Annotated in this window: 9 protein-coding genes and 3 pseudogenes; 7 read left to right on the forward strand and 5 right to left on the reverse strand. The window is 67.5% G+C overall.

Features of this window, described 5'->3' with window-relative positions; all coding sequences use genetic code 11:
- Nucleotides 1-53: 53 nt before the first annotated feature.
- A complete protein-coding gene (locus IF99_RS0122255) occupies nucleotides 54-1,772 on the reverse strand; it encodes a sensor histidine kinase (RefSeq protein ID WP_037827306.1) in 1,719 nt (572 codons plus the stop codon).
- A gap of 225 nt (nucleotides 1,773-1,997) precedes the next feature.
- Between IF99_RS0122255 and IF99_RS0122260 the strand changes: the two genes are divergently transcribed.
- Entirely contained in the window at nucleotides 1,998-2,594 is a 597-nt protein-coding gene (locus IF99_RS0122260; protein ID WP_030998529.1) for a hypothetical protein, read from the forward strand.
- A 198-nt stretch (nucleotides 2,595-2,792) separates the two neighbouring features.
- On the opposite strand, the gene IF99_RS0122265 is transcribed toward IF99_RS0122260, so the two are convergent.
- On the reverse strand, nucleotides 2,793-3,425 hold the full coding sequence (locus IF99_RS0122265) for a TetR/AcrR family transcriptional regulator (RefSeq protein ID WP_030998531.1): 633 nt from the start codon (nucleotides 3,423-3,425) through the stop codon (nucleotides 2,793-2,795).
- A 169-nt stretch (nucleotides 3,426-3,594) separates the two neighbouring features.
- Between IF99_RS0122265 and IF99_RS0122270 the strand changes: the two genes are divergently transcribed.
- Both IF99_RS0122270 and IF99_RS35105 read left to right on the forward strand, forming a co-directional pair.
- The gene (locus IF99_RS0122270; protein ID WP_030998533.1) at nucleotides 3,595-4,260 is read left to right on the forward strand and encodes a hemerythrin domain-containing protein; all 666 of its coding nucleotides are present in this window, start codon (nucleotides 3,595-3,597) and stop codon (nucleotides 4,258-4,260) included.
- Nucleotides 4,257-5,261 (forward strand): hypothetical protein, encoded by a 1,005-nt coding sequence (locus IF99_RS35105; RefSeq protein WP_051703620.1) that lies wholly within the window; start codon nucleotides 4,257-4,259, stop codon nucleotides 5,259-5,261. The genes IF99_RS0122270 and IF99_RS35105 overlap by 4 nt, the downstream gene beginning before the upstream one ends.
- Nucleotides 5,262-5,579: 318 nt before the next feature.
- Here the strand turns inward: IF99_RS35105 and IF99_RS35805 are convergent.
- Nucleotides 5,580-5,840, reverse strand: a pseudogene (locus tag IF99_RS35805) (IS3 family transposase); the annotation flags it as partial.
- A gap of 278 nt (nucleotides 5,841-6,118) precedes the next feature.
- On the opposite strand from IF99_RS35805, the pseudogene IF99_RS32750 reads away from it, so the two are divergent.
- A pseudogene (locus IF99_RS32750) lies at nucleotides 6,119-6,956 on the forward strand (IS5 family transposase).
- A 750-nt stretch (nucleotides 6,957-7,706) separates the two neighbouring features.
- Entirely contained in the window at nucleotides 7,707-8,774 is a 1,068-nt protein-coding gene (locus IF99_RS0122285; protein ID WP_030998537.1) for a restriction endonuclease, read from the forward strand.
- A 362-nt stretch (nucleotides 8,775-9,136) separates the two neighbouring features.
- Here IF99_RS0122285 and IF99_RS35810 read toward each other — a convergent pair whose 3' ends face one another.
- Both IF99_RS35810 and IF99_RS35110 read right to left on the reverse strand, forming a co-directional pair.
- The gene (locus IF99_RS35810; protein WP_420705700.1) at nucleotides 9,137-9,625 is read right to left on the reverse strand and encodes a hypothetical protein; all 489 of its coding nucleotides are present in this window, start codon (nucleotides 9,623-9,625) and stop codon (nucleotides 9,137-9,139) included.
- Nucleotides 9,625-9,798: pseudogene (locus IF99_RS35110) on the reverse strand (IS5/IS1182 family transposase); the annotation flags it as partial. The pseudogene IF99_RS35110 and the gene IF99_RS35810, both read right to left, overlap by 1 nt.
- Nucleotides 9,799-10,294: 496 nt before the next feature.
- Here IF99_RS35110 and IF99_RS0122295 point away from each other — a divergent pair.
- The gene (locus IF99_RS0122295; protein WP_078655208.1) at nucleotides 10,295-14,962 is read left to right on the forward strand and encodes an AAA domain-containing protein; all 4,668 of its coding nucleotides are present in this window, start codon (nucleotides 10,295-10,297) and stop codon (nucleotides 14,960-14,962) included.
- Between the two features lie 197 nt (nucleotides 14,963-15,159).
- Nucleotides 15,160-15,810, forward strand: coding sequence for a hypothetical protein (locus tag IF99_RS34105; RefSeq protein ID WP_158716640.1), 651 nt, complete (start codon nucleotides 15,160-15,162; stop codon nucleotides 15,808-15,810).
- The last annotated feature ends 1,322 nt before the right edge of the window (nucleotides 15,811-17,132 follow it).

The raw sequence follows: 17,132 nt of genomic DNA on the forward strand, positions 1-17,132 counted from the left end.
CAGGCCGGCTCATCATGCCCGATCCGGCCGGGAGCGCGGTCACAGACCTCAAGTCAGGGCTTCCACGCGTAGGACACTTTGGAGGCGAGCTTCCCGCCGCGGAAGCAGAACCGGTAGACGATGTCCTTCTCGTCGTCCACGAAGTGTTCGCAGGCCGCGTCATCGGGCAGCGCGGGCCCCTGCTTCTCCACGCCGTCGGTGAGCAACGAGCCGCCTTCCGGCAACTTCCCGCGCAGGTCCGCCTCGGCCTCGCCGACTCGAGCCGACTCGTACGTCTTCGCCGGTATGGCCCCCTTCTCCAACTCGTCGATCCCTTTCGACACCCCCCACACCAGAAGGGCGCCGACGCCCACGACGAGGACCACGGCGGTAGCGGCGCATCCCAGTGCGGCGTTCTTCTTGCTGCTCATGATGGCGGTGAACTCCTTGTGCGGTAGCGAGCGTTCGAGGACGCCACCACCATTTCCCGCCGAGGCCCCGCCGATCTGCCCTCGGAAGTCGTCGTCCGCGGCCACCGAAGTCGCGCCGCCCGGAGAGGACTGCCGCTCGCCACCGGCGTACGGCAGCACACCGGCGAGGCGGAAGCCCCCGCCGGGGGTGGGGCCGGCGTGCACCATGCCGCCGACCAGACGGGCCCGCTCCCGCAGGCCCGTCAGCCCCTGTTGACCGCTGATCGCGGGGAGTGCAGCCGGAACCCCGGCCGGTACCGGGCCGTTCGCCACCTCGACTACGAGGCTGTCCGGTTCGTAACGCAGCGCGACCGTGATCGGGGCACCCGGCGCGTGCTTGTGCGCATTGGTCAGTCCTTCCTGAGCGATGCGGTACGCCGCCCGGTCGACAGCGGGGGTGAGGGTCCGCTGGGCGCCGGAGCGGTGCAGTTCCACTGTCGCGCCCGCCGCCCGCGACGACGCGACCAGCTCTTCGACAGAAACCGCGGCACGGTCCGAGGAGGGCCCGGCTCCCCGCGGCCCGGGCCCGGACATCTCCGCGTCATCGCGCAGGACGCCCACGGCTTCGCGCAGCTCCCGCATCGCCGATCTGGATGCCTCCCGGAGGACGCCCACACCTTCCCGCTGGCGGCCGTTGAGCTCCGGGTCCACCTCCAGGGCCCCGGTGTGCACGGCGATCAGGGCAAGTTGGTGGCCAAGGCTGTCGTGCATGTCCTGGGCGATGCGCTGCCGCTCCAGCAGCCGGGCCTGGCGCGCCACCATCGCCCGTTCGCGCACCAGTTGGGCGTTGTGCCGCCGCAGGGCGTCCAGCAGGGCGTGCCGCTGGGCACGGTACCGGGCGGCGAAACCGGGCACCACCGCCAGCACCAGGAACGGACCCCCGGTAAGTGCGATGGTCACCAGCACCGACAGTCCGAGGTCTTCATCTGGTGCGGTGGCCACGCCGGCGACAAGGTGGAGCACGAAACCGGCCGCGAACGCGGCCAGTGCCCGCGCCGGGCGCTCGATGCGGCTGCCGGCGGACCAGCCGGCGCAGACCAGCAGGACGAACGCACCGGGAAAGGTGCCGGCCAGGGCTGACGCGGCCAGCAGCACCGAAGCCGGCAGGGCACGACGCGCCAGGGACAGTACGGCGACGACCAGGGCCAGTGCCCCGCCCTGTACCAGGGAGCCGGTCTCCGCCGTGCGAAGGATGCCTGCGATCCCGGAGAGCACTGGCGTGAGCACGGCCTCGCCGACGATCCGCCGCCGGGGCCAGGGGGAGGCGGCGGCGAGACGGAAGCGGAACGACGGTCGGGTACGGGGAGTTTCTGCGGCATCCACGTGCAGACGATAGAGGGCTGCCCTCTGACGCCCGCATCCTTCCTTCGGTGCGGTCGCGCGCGACGAAGGGTGGCGGGGGGCCTCGGTTCCTGGGATTCCTGCTCTCTTTGGTCGTCACGGGTGACGACTTATGGAGACTGCCGCGGGGCGGGCGGTCCGGTGACGATGGCTGCGCCGGACGCACTCAGCGGCGGCACAGGGAACGACGGCTTCGGGAGCGGAACAGTGGACAGTGCGGGACAGTGGACCGGCAGACGTTTCACCGTCCGGCAGGAGAACCGTCTCAAGGCCGACCGTTACACCGTGAGCGAGTTGATGCCGGACGGCTCGGAGGGCAAGGTCCTGGCCTGCGCCGAGGTGAAGCGATTCTCGCTCAAGGAGAAGATCATTTTCCACGCCGGCCTGTCCGGGACCCGCGTGCTGTTCACCATCGAGGAGCGCGGCCTCCGCGGCGCCGGTGATGGCTACGACGTGTGGGACGCGGAGGGCGGCCTTGTCGGCGGTTTCGAGGAGAAGGACATCGCCTCCCTGGTGCGTTCGACCTGGGTGCTGGACCAGCCCGGATTCCCGTCCGCCGTCGGCCGGGAGCGTAACCGGTTCGTGGCCGTGCTCCGCCGCGTCTGGGACTTCCTGCCGCTGGACCTGGTGCCGTTCCTGTGGCCGTACCACTTCGACTTCGAGACGGGGGGCAAGCAGGTGCTGAAGGTGGACAGGAAGTGGGGTCCGCGGGATCGTTACGTGGTCGACATCCTCATCCCCGGGCTGGACCCCCGCCTGGCCGTCGCCCAGGCCGTGGCCCTGGACACGTTCCAGGACCGTTGACCCGAAGAGACTGGCGCCGAAACGGGGCAGGTGGGCCATGTCGCCGGTGGGAAAGCTCCAGGCCCACGGCCGGATACCTCCGGACCGGCCTCGAACAGCCACGGGCCGCGGCCTTTCCGGGCCTCGGCGCCGTTGCGGCCCCAGACGCTCCCGTTGAGGCCGTAGCCGTGCGACAGCGCGACGGGTCCCCCGTCCCGCCTATGCCGGGCCGGGGTCTTCGAGCATGCTCACCGCCTGGCGGGCGAGCAGGCGTTCCGCGTCGTCATAGCTCCAGCCGCACTCGACGACAAGCGATCGCCAAGCCGACAGTCCGAAGCAGAGCCACAGGCGGTCCGCCGCACCGTCCACGTCGAGATGAGGAGCCACCATACCGAGGGCGACCAGGTGCTGCGCGATGTCGCGCAGCGCTTGGCGGTACTGCGCGACGACGTACTCCCACACCTGCCGCGCTTTGTCATCGCTGGCCATGGAGGAGTGGAGCAGGTCTATGGATGCGGCAAAGCGTTCGGTGTTGCCGCGGATTCCGTGCGCCAGGCAGGTCATCGCGGAGGCGAGGTCCTTGCTTCGGACTACCTCCTCATGCAGCCCGGTGGTCTTCGAATCCGCCACGTCCACGGCCAGAAGAGCGTGCAGCAGCTGAGTCTTGGTGCCCACGCTCGCATAGAGCGTCTTGGTCGCGACACCGGCCGAGCGAGCGATCTGCCCCATCGTCACCTGCGCATAGCCATGCGTGATGAAGAGGTCGCGCGCGGTCTCCAGGATGTCCTGTCGGGTCTGAGCCGCGCTTTGCTCACGTCGTGCTGACCGATAGCTCCGAGTCCGATCGGGCATGTCGGCAGCCTACCCGACACCAGAGTGGATAACTTCAATGCAGGGCGTGTAACTTGAAATGGAGACCTCACGGACAACCGGAATCTCTTCCCCTCGTCCCGCCGGAGCGGTTCAGGGTCTTGGGGCCTGCCCGGAAGACCGTGCACTCCTACGTGAAGGTTCCGCACACATGACCATGCATGCCGAGTCCGACGCGCAAGCCATCGTGGAAACGCGGCTCGCCCATGAGACACACAGACTGGCTACCGGACTGCTCGTCGACGCCGTCGGCCGATCCTCCGTGCCGCTTCACGTACTCGGGCAGCTACGGGACTTCATCGTGGCGAACCTGCGTCACCACCACGAGACCGAAGACGCGTGGCTGTGGCCGCTCATCCTGGCAGCGGCGCCGGACACGAAGGGCGCACTCGACGAACTCAGCGAAGAACACGACCAACTGGACAGGGCACTCGACCGCCTCGCCTCCGTCGACCTGACCGCTACGGAAGGCCCCGGCGGCGAAAGCCTGAGCGGCGACAGCCGGCACGCGCTGCGCAAGGCGGCCGTCGCGGTGCGCGACAGCGTGCGTGATCACCTGGCCCACGAGGAACCCCTGTTGCTCCCCGCCCTGCGGCGCATCACACCCGCGCAGTGGGAGGAGTTCGCCCAGCGAGTCATCGCCAGCACACCCCCGGTGGCCGGGCATCTGATGATCGGATTCCTCGATGAAGCCGGCACGCCGGCCGAGGTGGAGTCGATGCTCGTGAACATGCCGCCCCCGATGAAGTCATTGCTGCCCGCCCTGCGCAGCCAAGCCGCCGCCGACCTGCGAGTCCTGCGAGGCGACGGCTCGTGAGCTCCACTCGGCTCCCGTGGCCGGACACGGCTTACGAGGCATTCAAGGGCGATCTGACCGTCGCTGCCGCCTACCTCACCCCGGCCGGAGGCGCGGTGGTCACCAGCGTCTCACCGGTAGGACTCGCGGACCGGGCGGCCAACGAGGTCAGCTTCACCACCTCGCTGGGCTTCCCGAAGAAACTGGAACACATCCTGCGCGACCCACGCGTCTGTCTCGCCTATCACACCCGCGAGCACGGGTTCGCCACCCACAGCCACTACGTCCTCGCCCAGGGCCGAGCGGAGGTGGACCTTCAGCCCTCGGCGCAGCGACTGGCGGGGCTGATGGACGCCTCCGAGCCGTTCCTCGGGCGGACCAGGCGCGGAGGCGTATGGGACTGGCTGCTTCGCGAGTACCACCAGAACCGGGTCTTCGTCGATGTCCACCCGGACCGCATCGCCGTCTGGCCCGATCTCTCGGCGAGTGGACGTGCGACCGTGACGGGCGCCTCCTGGCCGGGGCATCCCGCCGAACAGGAAGCGCCGAGGAACGGCACGACCCCGCGGACACCCGTCGCGAAGCTCGCCCGGCAGATCGCCGCCCTTCCTCATCGCCTGCTGGCTTACCAGGGTGCTGACGGCCACCCCGTCATCCTCCCGGTGACGGTCACCGGACACGACGAGACCGGCCTGCGCCTCTCCGCATCGTCCGGACTGCTGCCACCCGGCGGCCGCCGAGCGGGATTCCTCGCCCACAGCTTCCAACCGCAGTGCGTCGGTGTGAGCATGCGCACCGTCACCGGCTGGTTGACCGTCGAGGACGGACGGGCCCTCTACGCACCCCACACATCGACGGGCATGGCAGCGCCGCGGAACAGGATGGTCACGACCGTGGCCAACGGTCTGCTGGCCAAACGGGGCCTGCGCCGCGCACAGCGCAACGGCACGACCGCCCGCCTGCGCGACCTCGCCGCCCGGGACCGGGCGCAAGGAGCCGAGAGGCGATCCGACGACATGTGAAGACGCCCCGGCCCAGAGCGCCCGAACCGCGGCGATGAGGGTCTGTCGCGCACGGGCGGGATGAACTCGACACCGTGGACTTCGCACCGCAGCCGTTGTTCTTCGTAGGGGCAGTGGCCGGCTTCCCGTCCAGCAGCAGGCAGCCCGACCAGGCCGGCAGATCGATCGCCGCGAGGCTGAGTTCGAGCCGGCCGGCGTGAGCGGCGACGTCGCGGGAGGGGAAGCGGAGCCGGTGGCCCTCCTGTCGCACCGGATGTGGTCCTGCTCGTCCAGCCGGGTGACGTCGCCCTTGGTGGCGGCGGTGTCGATCCCGCATGCGCGCATGATCCTGGCGACGCGTTTGTGGTTGACCACCTCACTGCTCGCCTCGCGGAGCTCGGCGGTGATCCTCGGGGACCCGTAGGCGCCGTCCGGTTCCCGGTGCACGGCTCGTATCCGGGCGGTCAAGCGGGCGTCGGCCACTTGCCTGGCCACCCGGTCCGTGGCCGCCCGGCGCCAGCAGGAGAAGCTCGGGCGACTGACGCCGAGAATGGTGCAAGCCGCTTCACGCCGTGGCGGCGCTGGAGGTCGGCGACACACTGGAAGCGGTTCACCAGCGCGTCTCCCCGGCGAAATACTTCGCCGCCTTGCACAGAATTTCGCGTTTTTCCTCTAACTCACGGACCCTTCTGCGCAGCGCGGCGTTCTCTGCCTCCAGCGGTGCCGGCGGCTCGGCGGGTGTCTCCGTGCGGCGTCCCCGCGGCCGGTTCTCCCATTTCTGACCGCCACGGCCGAGTTGCCCGTGGCCTTTCGGCCCAATGACCACTGAACAGAGGAGAAGAGCTGCGAAGATCGTCAGTTTTACTGATCGTTTCAGAATGAAGTTCGTTGTGGGGCTTGGCGGTTGTGTGTTGTGTCGGCAGGATCTGGTGAGTTCTGCTGATCTTGTCCCTGGTGACCTGTGGGAACGTGTGGCTCCGCTGTTGCCTGCTCGTCCGGCGAGGCGGTATCGGTATCCCGGGCGGTTGCCGGCGGACGACCGGGCTGCGCTGCGGGCCATCGTTCATGTGCTGTGCAAGAGCGTGAGCCGGCGAGATGTTCCGGCTGACCAGGTCGACTGCAGTGGTGTGACGGCCTGGCGACGTTTGCGGGACTGGACCGAAGCGGGCGTTCTGGCCGAGTTGCGGGCGGCGGGTTTGCTGGACATGGATGACGCGGCGGTCGACGGCTCGCACGTCAGGGCCCTCAAAGGGGGGCGCGCACCGGACCTTCGCCGGTCGACCGGGCCCGGCCGGGCAGCAAGCACCACCTGCTCGTCGTCCGGCACGGGGCCCCCTTGGCCCTCTCGCTGGCCAGCGGGAATCGCCACGACGTGACCCAGCTGATGCCGTTGCTGGACGCGATACCCCGCATCCGCGGGGTCCGCGGGCGGCCGCGCACCGGCCGAGCCCGCTGTTCGCGGACCGCGGCTACGACTACGACAAGTACCGCCGCCTCCTCCGTGCCCGCGGCATCGCCCCGAAGATCGCCCGCAAAGGTCTGGCCCACGGCTCTGGCCTGGGCAAAACCCGCTGGGTGGTCGAGCGAACCTTCGCCTGGCTCCACCAGTTCAAACGACTGAGGATCCGCTACGAGCTACGCGCCGACCTCCACCTCGGGCTACTCCAACTCGCCTGCAACATCATCTGCCTGAGATGGCTCAGAACTTCATTTTGAAACGATCAGTTACTGTAGGGCGCTTCGTTCGGATCACCGACGCCTTGGTGAAGCCGCTCATTGAGTTGGAGCCCAGGTGCCGACACACCCAAGAGATCGCCAGGACGTAATCTCGGTTGGTTCATCGGACGGACCAGAAGATGCGCGGTGATGTGGAGTCCGGCCAGGTAGATGGTCGCGGTCTTCTCGTAGCGGGTAGCGAGGTCCCGCCATTGCTACAGGTTGCTGGTTGAAGCAGCGTGCGACGGCATTGCGCTGCTTATACGCCTCCCCGCCGAAGGCGGCCTGCCTGGCCGGCTTCCCCGGCGTCCCGTGACCGTGCTGGTCCGCGGGAATGATGAATCACCGCACAGATGGCGCGCAAGTTCTTCCTGGCACCTCACAGTGCGCGAAGTGGATTACGACCAGCTTGATGCTGCGCTTGCCGCCCTGTCTGGCTTCTTCCTGGCCTCGGGTGCGCACTCGCCGGCGGACTGGTCTCCGTACAGTCGCCACCACCAGACTTGGTTTGGCGAGGTCACGTTGCGGTGGCTGGCCGAAAGGCGCGGGTGGCATCTATGCCCCGGGGACCCGACGAGCTGAGCGCGCGGAGGGGGTCCGTCGTCGAGACCGGCACTCCGTGCGCTCGCGCGGCCGCGAACGATCCGGCGTGCAAGTGGCAGTGGACACGGGGCAGGTCCGGTCGGGTCCAGGAGTGGGTGAGAAGATCACCTCTGGCAAGTTCGGTGCACGACAGGGGTAGGGCAGGGCATGGCAAAGAGGTCCGCGTTGCGGGGGTACTTGCTTGAGGAGGCACTGGCCTGGTTGCTCCGGCACAGCGGCTATCGTCTGCTCGTCGACTTTCGACAGGACGATGCCGAACTCATCGGTTCCGGTGGCGCTCTGCGTGTTCGTGGCCGTGGTGCGGTCCATCAGGTGGACGTGCTTGGTGAGTTCGCTTTTACCCCCGCATTCTCCCTCCCCGTGCGGCTGTTCCTGGAAGCCAAGCACTACTCGACGCCATGCGAACTGGAGGTAGTGCGCAATGCGCACGGCGTCCTGCACGACGTCAACGAAAACTTCATGAGTCATGCCGGTACCCGGCCCCGGCGGCGCTACCAGTACACCTACGCGCTCTTTTCCGCCAATGGCTTCACTCAGAGTGCCCAGCAGTATGCCCTCGCCCACCAGATCTCCTTGGTGGACTTGTCCGGGGAGTCCTTCACGTGGCTGCGCAATGCGATCCGGATCGCTGCGGCCAGCCTCTATTCGGCGCAGAACGCCCATGCCGTCACGCGCTTCCCTGTGACGTGGATGCGCAAGGTGCTCCGCGAGGCTCTCGGAACATGGCCGGTAGGGGTGCCGTCGCTGCCGGTCGATACCAGTGCCGAGCAGTTCGAGGCTGCGGCCTCTGTGATTCTTGCCCAGTTTGTCGACACCCTGGAACAGCACGCTGCGGCTGAGCTGCTGCTGGGCTTCCCCGCGGCCCCGTTCATCCTGCCGCTGGTCGCCGAGGATCAGGAGCAGTTCCTCTCCTACGCCGAACAGTGCCCCGACCACGCTGTGCGGCTGCGTCGGTCGGGGCAAGCCGCAACTGCTGAGTGGACGCTTTCCCCGCGAGAAGACGAGGACGCTTATCGACTGGCCTTCAAGCTGCCGGAACACATTGAGGTGTGGATCAGCGGGATTGAAGAGAAGGAGCGGCAGCGCATCCTGGACATCAAGCAGCAGTTCCTGTCGAACATCACGATTTATCGCATGAACGGCAGCAGTGTCCGCGCCTATCAACTTAACTATGAGCCGGGCGAGTTGCGACCGTCTCCTGACGAAGGTCAGTAGGAGACCGGCTAGAGGGAAGGAACTGCAACGGCAGTAAATCGTCTGTGTGCCGGGTTGTTCAGATGCACGATTTCATCCATACGGGCTCGCGGGCCGCGGCGAGGGCGCCCCTCGAAGTCGGCGAGGGTGGTGGTGGCGATGCGGGGTGGGAGGGCCGCCGAGAACTTCAGGCCGGGGACGGCCCGCGGGCCGACGGTGGGCAGGGTGAGGGAGTCGGGGAGTTCGGCGCGGGCCATCTTACAGCCGGCGGGGGAGAGGTCCTGGCGGAGCCGGAAATGGGTGTCGGTGGAGCGCTGTACGGGGCCGGCGAGGTTGCCGAGGGAGGCGGCGAGGGTGGCGTTGGCCCGGAATCCGGCCCAGATCTACCAGCGGGTGGCGTCGGCGTCGTGGACCAGCAGGGCGCCCGCCGGGTGGACTTCATGGGTGTGCGGTCCATGCTGAGTTCGGCAAGGGCCACGTTGGCGCGGCGGGTGAGGCGGACGGCCGGGTCGGTGCCGAGTAGGACGTCGCGCATGGCGCGGGTGAGGACGTAGGACAGCCCGCGGACTTCGCTGCCCTGCCAATTTGGCGATGCCACCGTCCTCGACGGGTTCCACGAAGGCACGGCGTCGGGCCCAGTCGATGAACGTGACCTGCCAGCTGCGGCCAGCCAGCAGCAGGCGGCGCGGGCCTGACCATTCTTCTGTGAGGACGGTGGGGTCGGTGGTGCCGAACTCGGTGCGTCCAGCGAGCACGGTGAACTCGGAGGGTGCGGTGAGGGAGGTAGTCAACTCCATGAAGTGCCGGCGGCCGAAGCGCTTCTCGGCTTCGGGGCCGATGAAAAGCATGACGATGTTGCCGGTGTCGGTCACAGGTAGCGGCGGTTGTCGCGGGACGTGTAGGCCTTGTCGGCCAGGACGTGGTCGGGCCGGGCGCGGGGTGGTCCGACGCCGATACGGGGCACGGCTATCTGCCGCAGTGCGGGCTCGAGTTGTGGGCCGCCACTGCAGTGGCCCGCAGTCAACAGGAGCGCGAGGGGCCGACAGTGTCGGTCAGCGACCACCTCCTCCGGCTCGGCGAACCAGCCCGGCGGTGTTGGCTGGCCCGGAGAAGCACACACAGTTGACCGACACGCTGTCCGGGCCAAGTGGCCAGAGCGAACGTCCGCCGGATCCTCGAGATGGTCGACTTCGACATTCCCGTGCCCTTGCCGCGCCACGAGTTCTCCGGTGTCGGGCGACTCGGGGAGTGCCTTGCATTCTGCTCATGCAGTCCCTTGGAGGCTCGCTGGAGCAGCCCATTCCGGCCAGACCGAGAGGGCTTGCCATCGCCGGTGCGTGGCAATTGCTGAGCCCGATCGCCTCCGCTGAAACATTTCAACCTCCTGTTTCAACCATCGAGCCGAACTGGCGTAGCAATTGCTTTCGTTCCCCCGCCGACTCTCGGCCGAGGAGCAGATCAGGTCATCCTCAGCAAAATGTGGGCCGCACGCCGGGGAACCCCTCATCCTGGACCGTTCGACATCGATCGGAAGGGGAACAGTGAACGCTCCGCGACGCCATGCGGCCGATCCAGGAGTCATCGCGCAGACCACCGGACTCGTGAATTTTCTGCGGGACATGGTCCACAGCAGTCACCAGCGCCAGCGCGACGACCGAGGCCGGGACCGGCTATGGCTGGCCGATCTGCCTGAGCAGGTACGCAGGCCCGCGCCACGTGAGGACGGCGTCGTCCTGCTTCTCGATCACGTCTCGCAGTCCACGCCGCCGGAGCTGCCCGAGGTGCTCGAGGGGTGGGTGGATCAGACAGCCTGCCTGGACGCCGACGGTATTGACCCGCCCTTGGCCGAAACGGGGCCCGGACGCACACACCTCCCCGCGCTCACCAGCGCCCCAGAAGAGGAAGGCGAACAGGACGCGGGCACCACCCTGTCGCGCGATCAAGCCAGTGAGGTGCTGCGCGCCTACGGGCCCTGGCTGCAGCGGTGGCGTAAGTGGGCCGAGCGAGAACGTCACGAGCGGCCGCTGCGCGCGCTGTACGACAAGGTCTATGCGTGGCATCAGCAGCTGGCCCTTGAGGACGACCGTACAGAACTCGTCCTGGCCGTCGGGCTGTTGGCATGGACCAGGCCGGGTGAGGAGACCGTGCATCGCCATCTGCTCACTCAGCGGGTGGAGACGTCGATGGACCGACGAACGGCACAGGTGACCGTTCGGCTTTCTGCCGAAGGTGCGCTGCGCCTGGAGGACCAGGACTTCTTGGACACTGGTGACGGCTGGGTGAGGGAGCGGGGCGCGGCGCTGGCCGAGGAGATCGCCGCTCGGTCGACACACCCGCTACATCCCGATGCCCTGGAAGTGCTTTCGCAGTGGCAGGAACGGGCCACAGAGCAGCGCATCGCCTTCAGTGCGCGCTGGCAGCCACCGCTGGCGCCGGAGCCCGCGGCACGGCTCACCTACGCCCCGGCACTGGTGCTACGGCCCCGGAATCTCAATGCCTTGCTGCGCGTGTACGGCCAGATCTCGGACACCATGGTGGCGGAGGCACACGCGCCGCTCGGTCTCGCACAGATGGTGATGAACCTCGATCCTGCCGAGCGTGCAGCGTGGGACGGGCGGGGCCTGCGTCAGGCACCGCTTTTCGGTGACGATCCCCTTTTCCCCGGCAAGACCAACGAGCAGCAGCGCAGCGTGCTGCGACGTCTGGAGAAGGAGACCGGAGTCGTGGTGCAGGGTCCGCCCGGGACTGGCAAGACGCACACCATCGCCAACCTGGTCTCGGCTCTGCTCGCTCAGGGGCAGCGCGTCCTGGTTACCAGCGCCCGTGACCAGCCTCTGACCGTCCTGCGGGACAAACTGCCATCGGCTGTGCGCGATCTGTGCGTCCTGCTGCTGAGCTCGACCCGCCAGAACGGCACGAGCGAACTGGACCGCACCGTCACCGCACTCACCGAGCAGGTCGCCGGAGCGGACACCGAAACGCTCCGCGCCGAGATTGACCGCCTTGAAAAGCTCCACCTGAATATCCGCGGCAGCATCAACGCCCTTACCGATCAAGTGCTTTCGCTGCGGGAAGAGGAGTACCGGCACCGGGCCGTAGCTCCTGGCTATGACGGGACCCTGGCCCAGATCGTGCAGCAGGTTCAGGACCAGAGTGCGGCGAGCGGCTGGATCGGCGCCCTGCCCGAGGGCGCCGCAGCCACACCTCCGGTTACTCCGGAGCAGGCCCAGGAACTACTTCTCCTGCTGCGCAGTGGCGCGGGCGAACAGCGCTCAGGCGGCTCGCTGCCTTCGCTCGGGCAGCTGCCGCCGGTGGAGGAGGTCGAGGCCGCGTTCACCGCGAGCCGTGTCACTGATGACGGGCTGACGCCGCGCACGGTCGAGTTGCGCAACCAGCTCGCTACCCTCGATCCGGCCGTCACCGATGAGCTGACCCTCCAGCTGGATGCAGCGGCCACGGCCCTGCACCACCTCGGCGTCCCCGCCGACGCCACACGCTGGGACACCGACTCATGGGTCACACGCGCCCTCACGCATCGGCTCTCGCGAGGCGATCTCGGCCTGTGGGAGCGCATTACCGCCACCGCCCCGGATATCGCCGAGGCGCGTCAAGCGTTCGAAGAGTCGGGCCTGCGCCCCGTCCGCCTTCCGGACGGCCTGGACCCGGACCAAGCCGGGCGGATGGTCGCCACAGGGCAGGCATTGCGCGACTACCTGGCCGCCAAGGAGGGCCGCACCGTCCGCGAACGGCTGACCGGCATCGCATCGCGGGCACAGAAGAACGCCCAAGAGATCCTGACCTTGTGCGCCGTCGACGGCCATGCTCCACGCACCGCCGGCGACCTCGACCACATCCTTGCCCGGCTTCGCGCCCACATCGCACTGGATGCGGTGACCGTGCGATGGAGGCAGGCGAACGCACCGCTTCCCCCAGGTGACATCGAGGTGCGGCTGGTCGAACTGGACAGCCGGAACACCCAGCTGGAGCATATTGGTGTCTTTGCCCAGGTTCGTGAGAAGGTCGATGCCCTTCTGGTTCAGCACGGTGTGCGCCTACTGCTCACCACGCCTGTGGCTTGGCAGGATCTCGTGATCGCGGTCGGTGCGCTGGGTGGACGTCGCGCCGCCGACGACGCACTTGCCAAACTGGCTTCTTGGGACGAGGGGCTGAGTGCCGCACCGGAGGGAGAACGCCCATCCGAGGAGGCGAGGGCACTCGTCGCGGCCCTGCGTGACCAAGATGCCGACGCCTACGCCAAGGCTGTTGACGCGCTGGAAGCCGCATATATGCGGGATGCTCGAAGGAGGCGGTGCGGCCGACTCCTCGAGGCGCTGCGGGGCGCACATCCGCTGTTGGCGGGTCGCCTCTTGGACGAGGCCGACGATCCCGCATGGGAGCCGCGTCTGGCGGCTCTGGAACGAGCATGGGCCTGGGGCAAAGCGGCGCAGTTCGTCAGCATAAGGCGCGACCCTGGTCTTGAACGCAGGCTGGACGTCGAGCTGACCGGGCAGGAGGAGCGTCTGGAGGAGGTGACCGGTGAACTCGCCGCGGCATGGGGTCGGTTGCACTGCCAACAGAACATGACACAAGAGCAGAAGTCGGCCCTGCAGGCGTACCGTACCCACATGGCGTCCGTCGGCCGCGGCAAGGGGCGCAGCGCGGGGCACTTCCGGGCCGCCGCCCGTGAGCGAATGAGCGTCGCACAGGGTGCGGTGCCCGCCTGGGTCATGCCGATCGCTCAGGTCGCCGAGATGATCCAGACCCAGCGCAACAGCTTCGACGTCGTGATCGTCGACGAGGCGAGCCAGGCCGGCATGGACGCTCTGTTCCTGTTGTGGCTGGCACCTAGAGTCATCGTCGTTGGCGACGACAAACAGTGCGCGCCCCCAGTCACCGGCAAGGGCCGTCACCAGGCGATCCGCGACAAACTCGCGGCCCACCTCCCCGACATGCCCACCGGCCTGCGCGAGCTGTACATGCCGCACACCAATCTCTACGGCCTGCTCACCACGTTCTTCCCCGAGGTCATCCGGCTGGACGAGCACTTCCGCTGTGTACCAGAGATCATCAACTGGTCGTCCAGCACGTTCTACGACAACAAGCTCCTGCCGCTGCGCCAGTACGGTGGCGAGCGTCTCGACCCGCTGCGCACCACCTTCGTCGAAGAGGCCGCGACCGTGGGCCGGGACGGGCGCATCCACAACCCCAGGGAAGCGGAAGCGATCGTCGACGCCCTGGAGCAACTCACGTCCGACGAGGCCTACCAGGACAAGACGATCGGCGTGATCGTGCTGCAGGGCTTCGGGCAGATCAAGCTCCTGCAGAGTCTGATCGAACAGCGGATCCCGGCCACTACCCGCGAGCACCACCGCATCCGGGCCGGCAACGCCGCCTCCTTCCAGGGCGACGAACGGCACGTCATCCTTCTGTCGATGGTCGTCACCGATGCGCCCCGTGCCATCGGCGGCGCTCGCAGCGAACAGCAGGCGTACAACGTCGCCGCCAGCCGCGCCCAGGACCAGATGTGGCTCTTTCACTCCGTGCCACCCGACCGCCTCAAACCGAACGACCTGCGACTCAATCTGCTCACCTACATGGACAACCCGCCCGCAGTTCTCGCCGCCAACCAGGACATCGGTCCAGTCCGCCCCGACGTGCGTACCCAGCCGTTCCAATCGCTGTTCGAGCAGCAGGTTTACCTGAGACTGAAGGAACGCGGCTACCACGTACTTCCTCAGTACCCCGCGGGCACGAAAAGCATCGACTTGGTCGTTGTCGGCGCCCGCGGCAGGCTCGCAGTCGAATGCGACGGGGACTACTTCCACCACGTCACACGCGATCAGATCGACCGCGATCACCGGCGCGACCGTGAACTGCGCCGGGTCGGCTGGCGGTTCTGGCGCGTACGGGAGAGCGAGTTCCGCTTCGACCCGGACGAGGCGCTGCGCGGACTGTGGGACGAACTCGACCGTTTGGTTATCCGCCCGGCCGACTACTCCCAACCCGCCACCGCACCCTCCGGTTCCGCACCGTGGACCCCATTCGATCTGCCGGATGAGCCGGACGACGGAAACACTGTCGATGCCGAAGCCGAGTCTGCCGCACCGCACGGGCCGGACAGCGCAGACGACAACAGCGAAGAGAACGAAGCGCACAGCACCCCGGGCGTTGGCCGCAGCAGCATCGACGGCGCGGAGGTCCTCGCATGAATCAGACGAAGCAGGGAGCCGTGTCGGCTCCGCTCGACACCAACACCCTCAGGGAACTGGTCCGCGTTCTCTGAGGCGACGACCACCTTCTCTACCGTCCGGCCTACAAGATCGCAGAGTTCCTGGAGAACGCCGGATGGCGAAACCTGCCCGAAATCGACGGAGAGTCTCGCGCTGAGTGGGCCCTCGATCGCTTCATGGAACGCCGCACGGACACCAGCGCCCTGGAAAACGTTCTGCTGCGGCTCGCTGACGCCCGCGAGTATTACGAAGAGCCCGAGCAGCTCCCTAAGGTCATCTCGGCGGTCAACGGCTTCCTCGTCCACGAGGGGCTGCGCTTGGAGAACCCCGGAGGCCGGCCGCGGCTCGTGGCATGTGACCCCGCGCTCGGCCACCCCGGTCAGCACGCCCCCGTCGAGCTCAAGGCCACCATGTCCGACATCGTCAGGGACGAGCGCATGGCCCTCCTGCTCGAGCACCGGCTGGACGAGGCTCGCACCTGCTTCGCCAACGGGGCTCACGTGGCGGCCACCATCATGCTCGGTAGCCTTCTCGAAGGCGTCCTGTTGTCCGCAGTGCAGGAACGGGATGCCACACTGCTGGGCAAGAAGAGCCCGCAGAACATCACTCTTCATGAGCTGATCAACATTTGCCGCGACGCGGGTTGGATCGACGCGGATGTCACGTCCTTCAGCCACGCCCTGCGCGACTACCGCAACTTCGTCCATCCCCACCGCGAATACCGCGAGTCCTACAGACCCGACCGCGACACATTCAATGTCTCCTGGCACGTAGTGAACGGTGCCCTCAACGACCTTGCCGCAAGTCGTCAGCGTTCGGCTGTCTAGCCACGCTCCTCGCCCCGCGTCCGATGCAGCGCAGCATTGCCCAGCTGCAGGTCCGGCGGGCGCTGGCGCGTCACTTCAGCCGCCGTCAGTGCATGAGCGACCCGTCCACGCGGTCAGCAGTCTGTTGCCTCAACAGCAGACTGTTGACCGCATCCTGGCTCGGCAGGCGTGAGCACAGGGCCTACACCGTCTTTGACGCCGTACTGTCAAAGGGGCGCCAGCTCAATCGGCCGCCGGGAGAGCCCACACCGGCTCACAGTCAGATGCCCCCACGGCACGCAACACAGAGCACACAGCTCATCCGCATTGACATGGACGGTGTACTGCACCTGCTGCATGGCGATGACATAGCGTCGGGCACACGTACTCGAGTGCGGGGCGGGGGCCGCTGCTACGTCTCCCCGGACTCGCCGTCATCGCTGTGGCGGACCCCGGTCTGCAAAGGCTGTGGTGAGGGGTCTGGGCGGCTGGCGGGAGTGTTGCTGGGGCTGGAGCGGTCGGGGCGAACCCGGCTGATGTGGAGCGGGCTGACCATCCAGGGGCAGCAGCCAGGCGCATCGCTATGGCGAGCGTTGGGGGAGAGCGCCCGAAGCGGAAGTCTGAGCGGAGACTCGATCTGCCCCGTGAACCCAGCGTGACAGTGCCTTGCTGAGTCTGCCCTCTTGAAAGGTGCCAGTCGTTAACAGCGGTACCTCGCTCTCCTTCCTCCTCATGCTGAGCAGCCAGCGTCACGGCACTGACCCCCGGTCGAGCCCGCCATCACCTGGCGCCAGAAGAATGCGTCGTACAAGACAGCGCGTCTCCCCGTGGCCGGTCTGCTCCTGCTCCGCACACATGCGGTCGAGGCTCTCGGCGTCTTGGATCATGCGATTGAGGAACAATTCACCTGCTATGGCTTCCCGGGCCTGGGGCTGTTCCCGGATGACGCCCGATGGTCCGCAGCAGGAGGCACAGAGCATGCAACCTCCTACTGTTCAGGGTCGGGAAACGGCTCCGTCAGCACGCCCGCACGATGAAAGCCACCGCCGGTCTCGGACGGCGTTTATGGCTTGAACCGCCTGCCGGTAACCAGAGGGAAGCCGCCGGACGAGGTGGCCAAAACGCTGCTCACCGCATTGCGGGCCATCGCTGCCCATCTGCTTGAGCAAGGACATTGAGGCACCCCTGCCGTCCGCATGCGGTGCGGGCTTGCCCGGCATCGGCAGTGGCTCGACGTGCGCAGACGGGCCTTGACCCCGGATCTTGGACACACGAGACACTGGATCCTGAGGATCTGAGAACGGACATCTCGTGGTCATGAAGAACTATCCGCCGCAGTTCAA

Source organism: Streptomyces sp. NRRL F-5630 (genome assembly GCF_000719475.1).
Classification (GTDB): domain Bacteria; phylum Actinomycetota; class Actinomycetes; order Streptomycetales; family Streptomycetaceae; genus Streptomyces.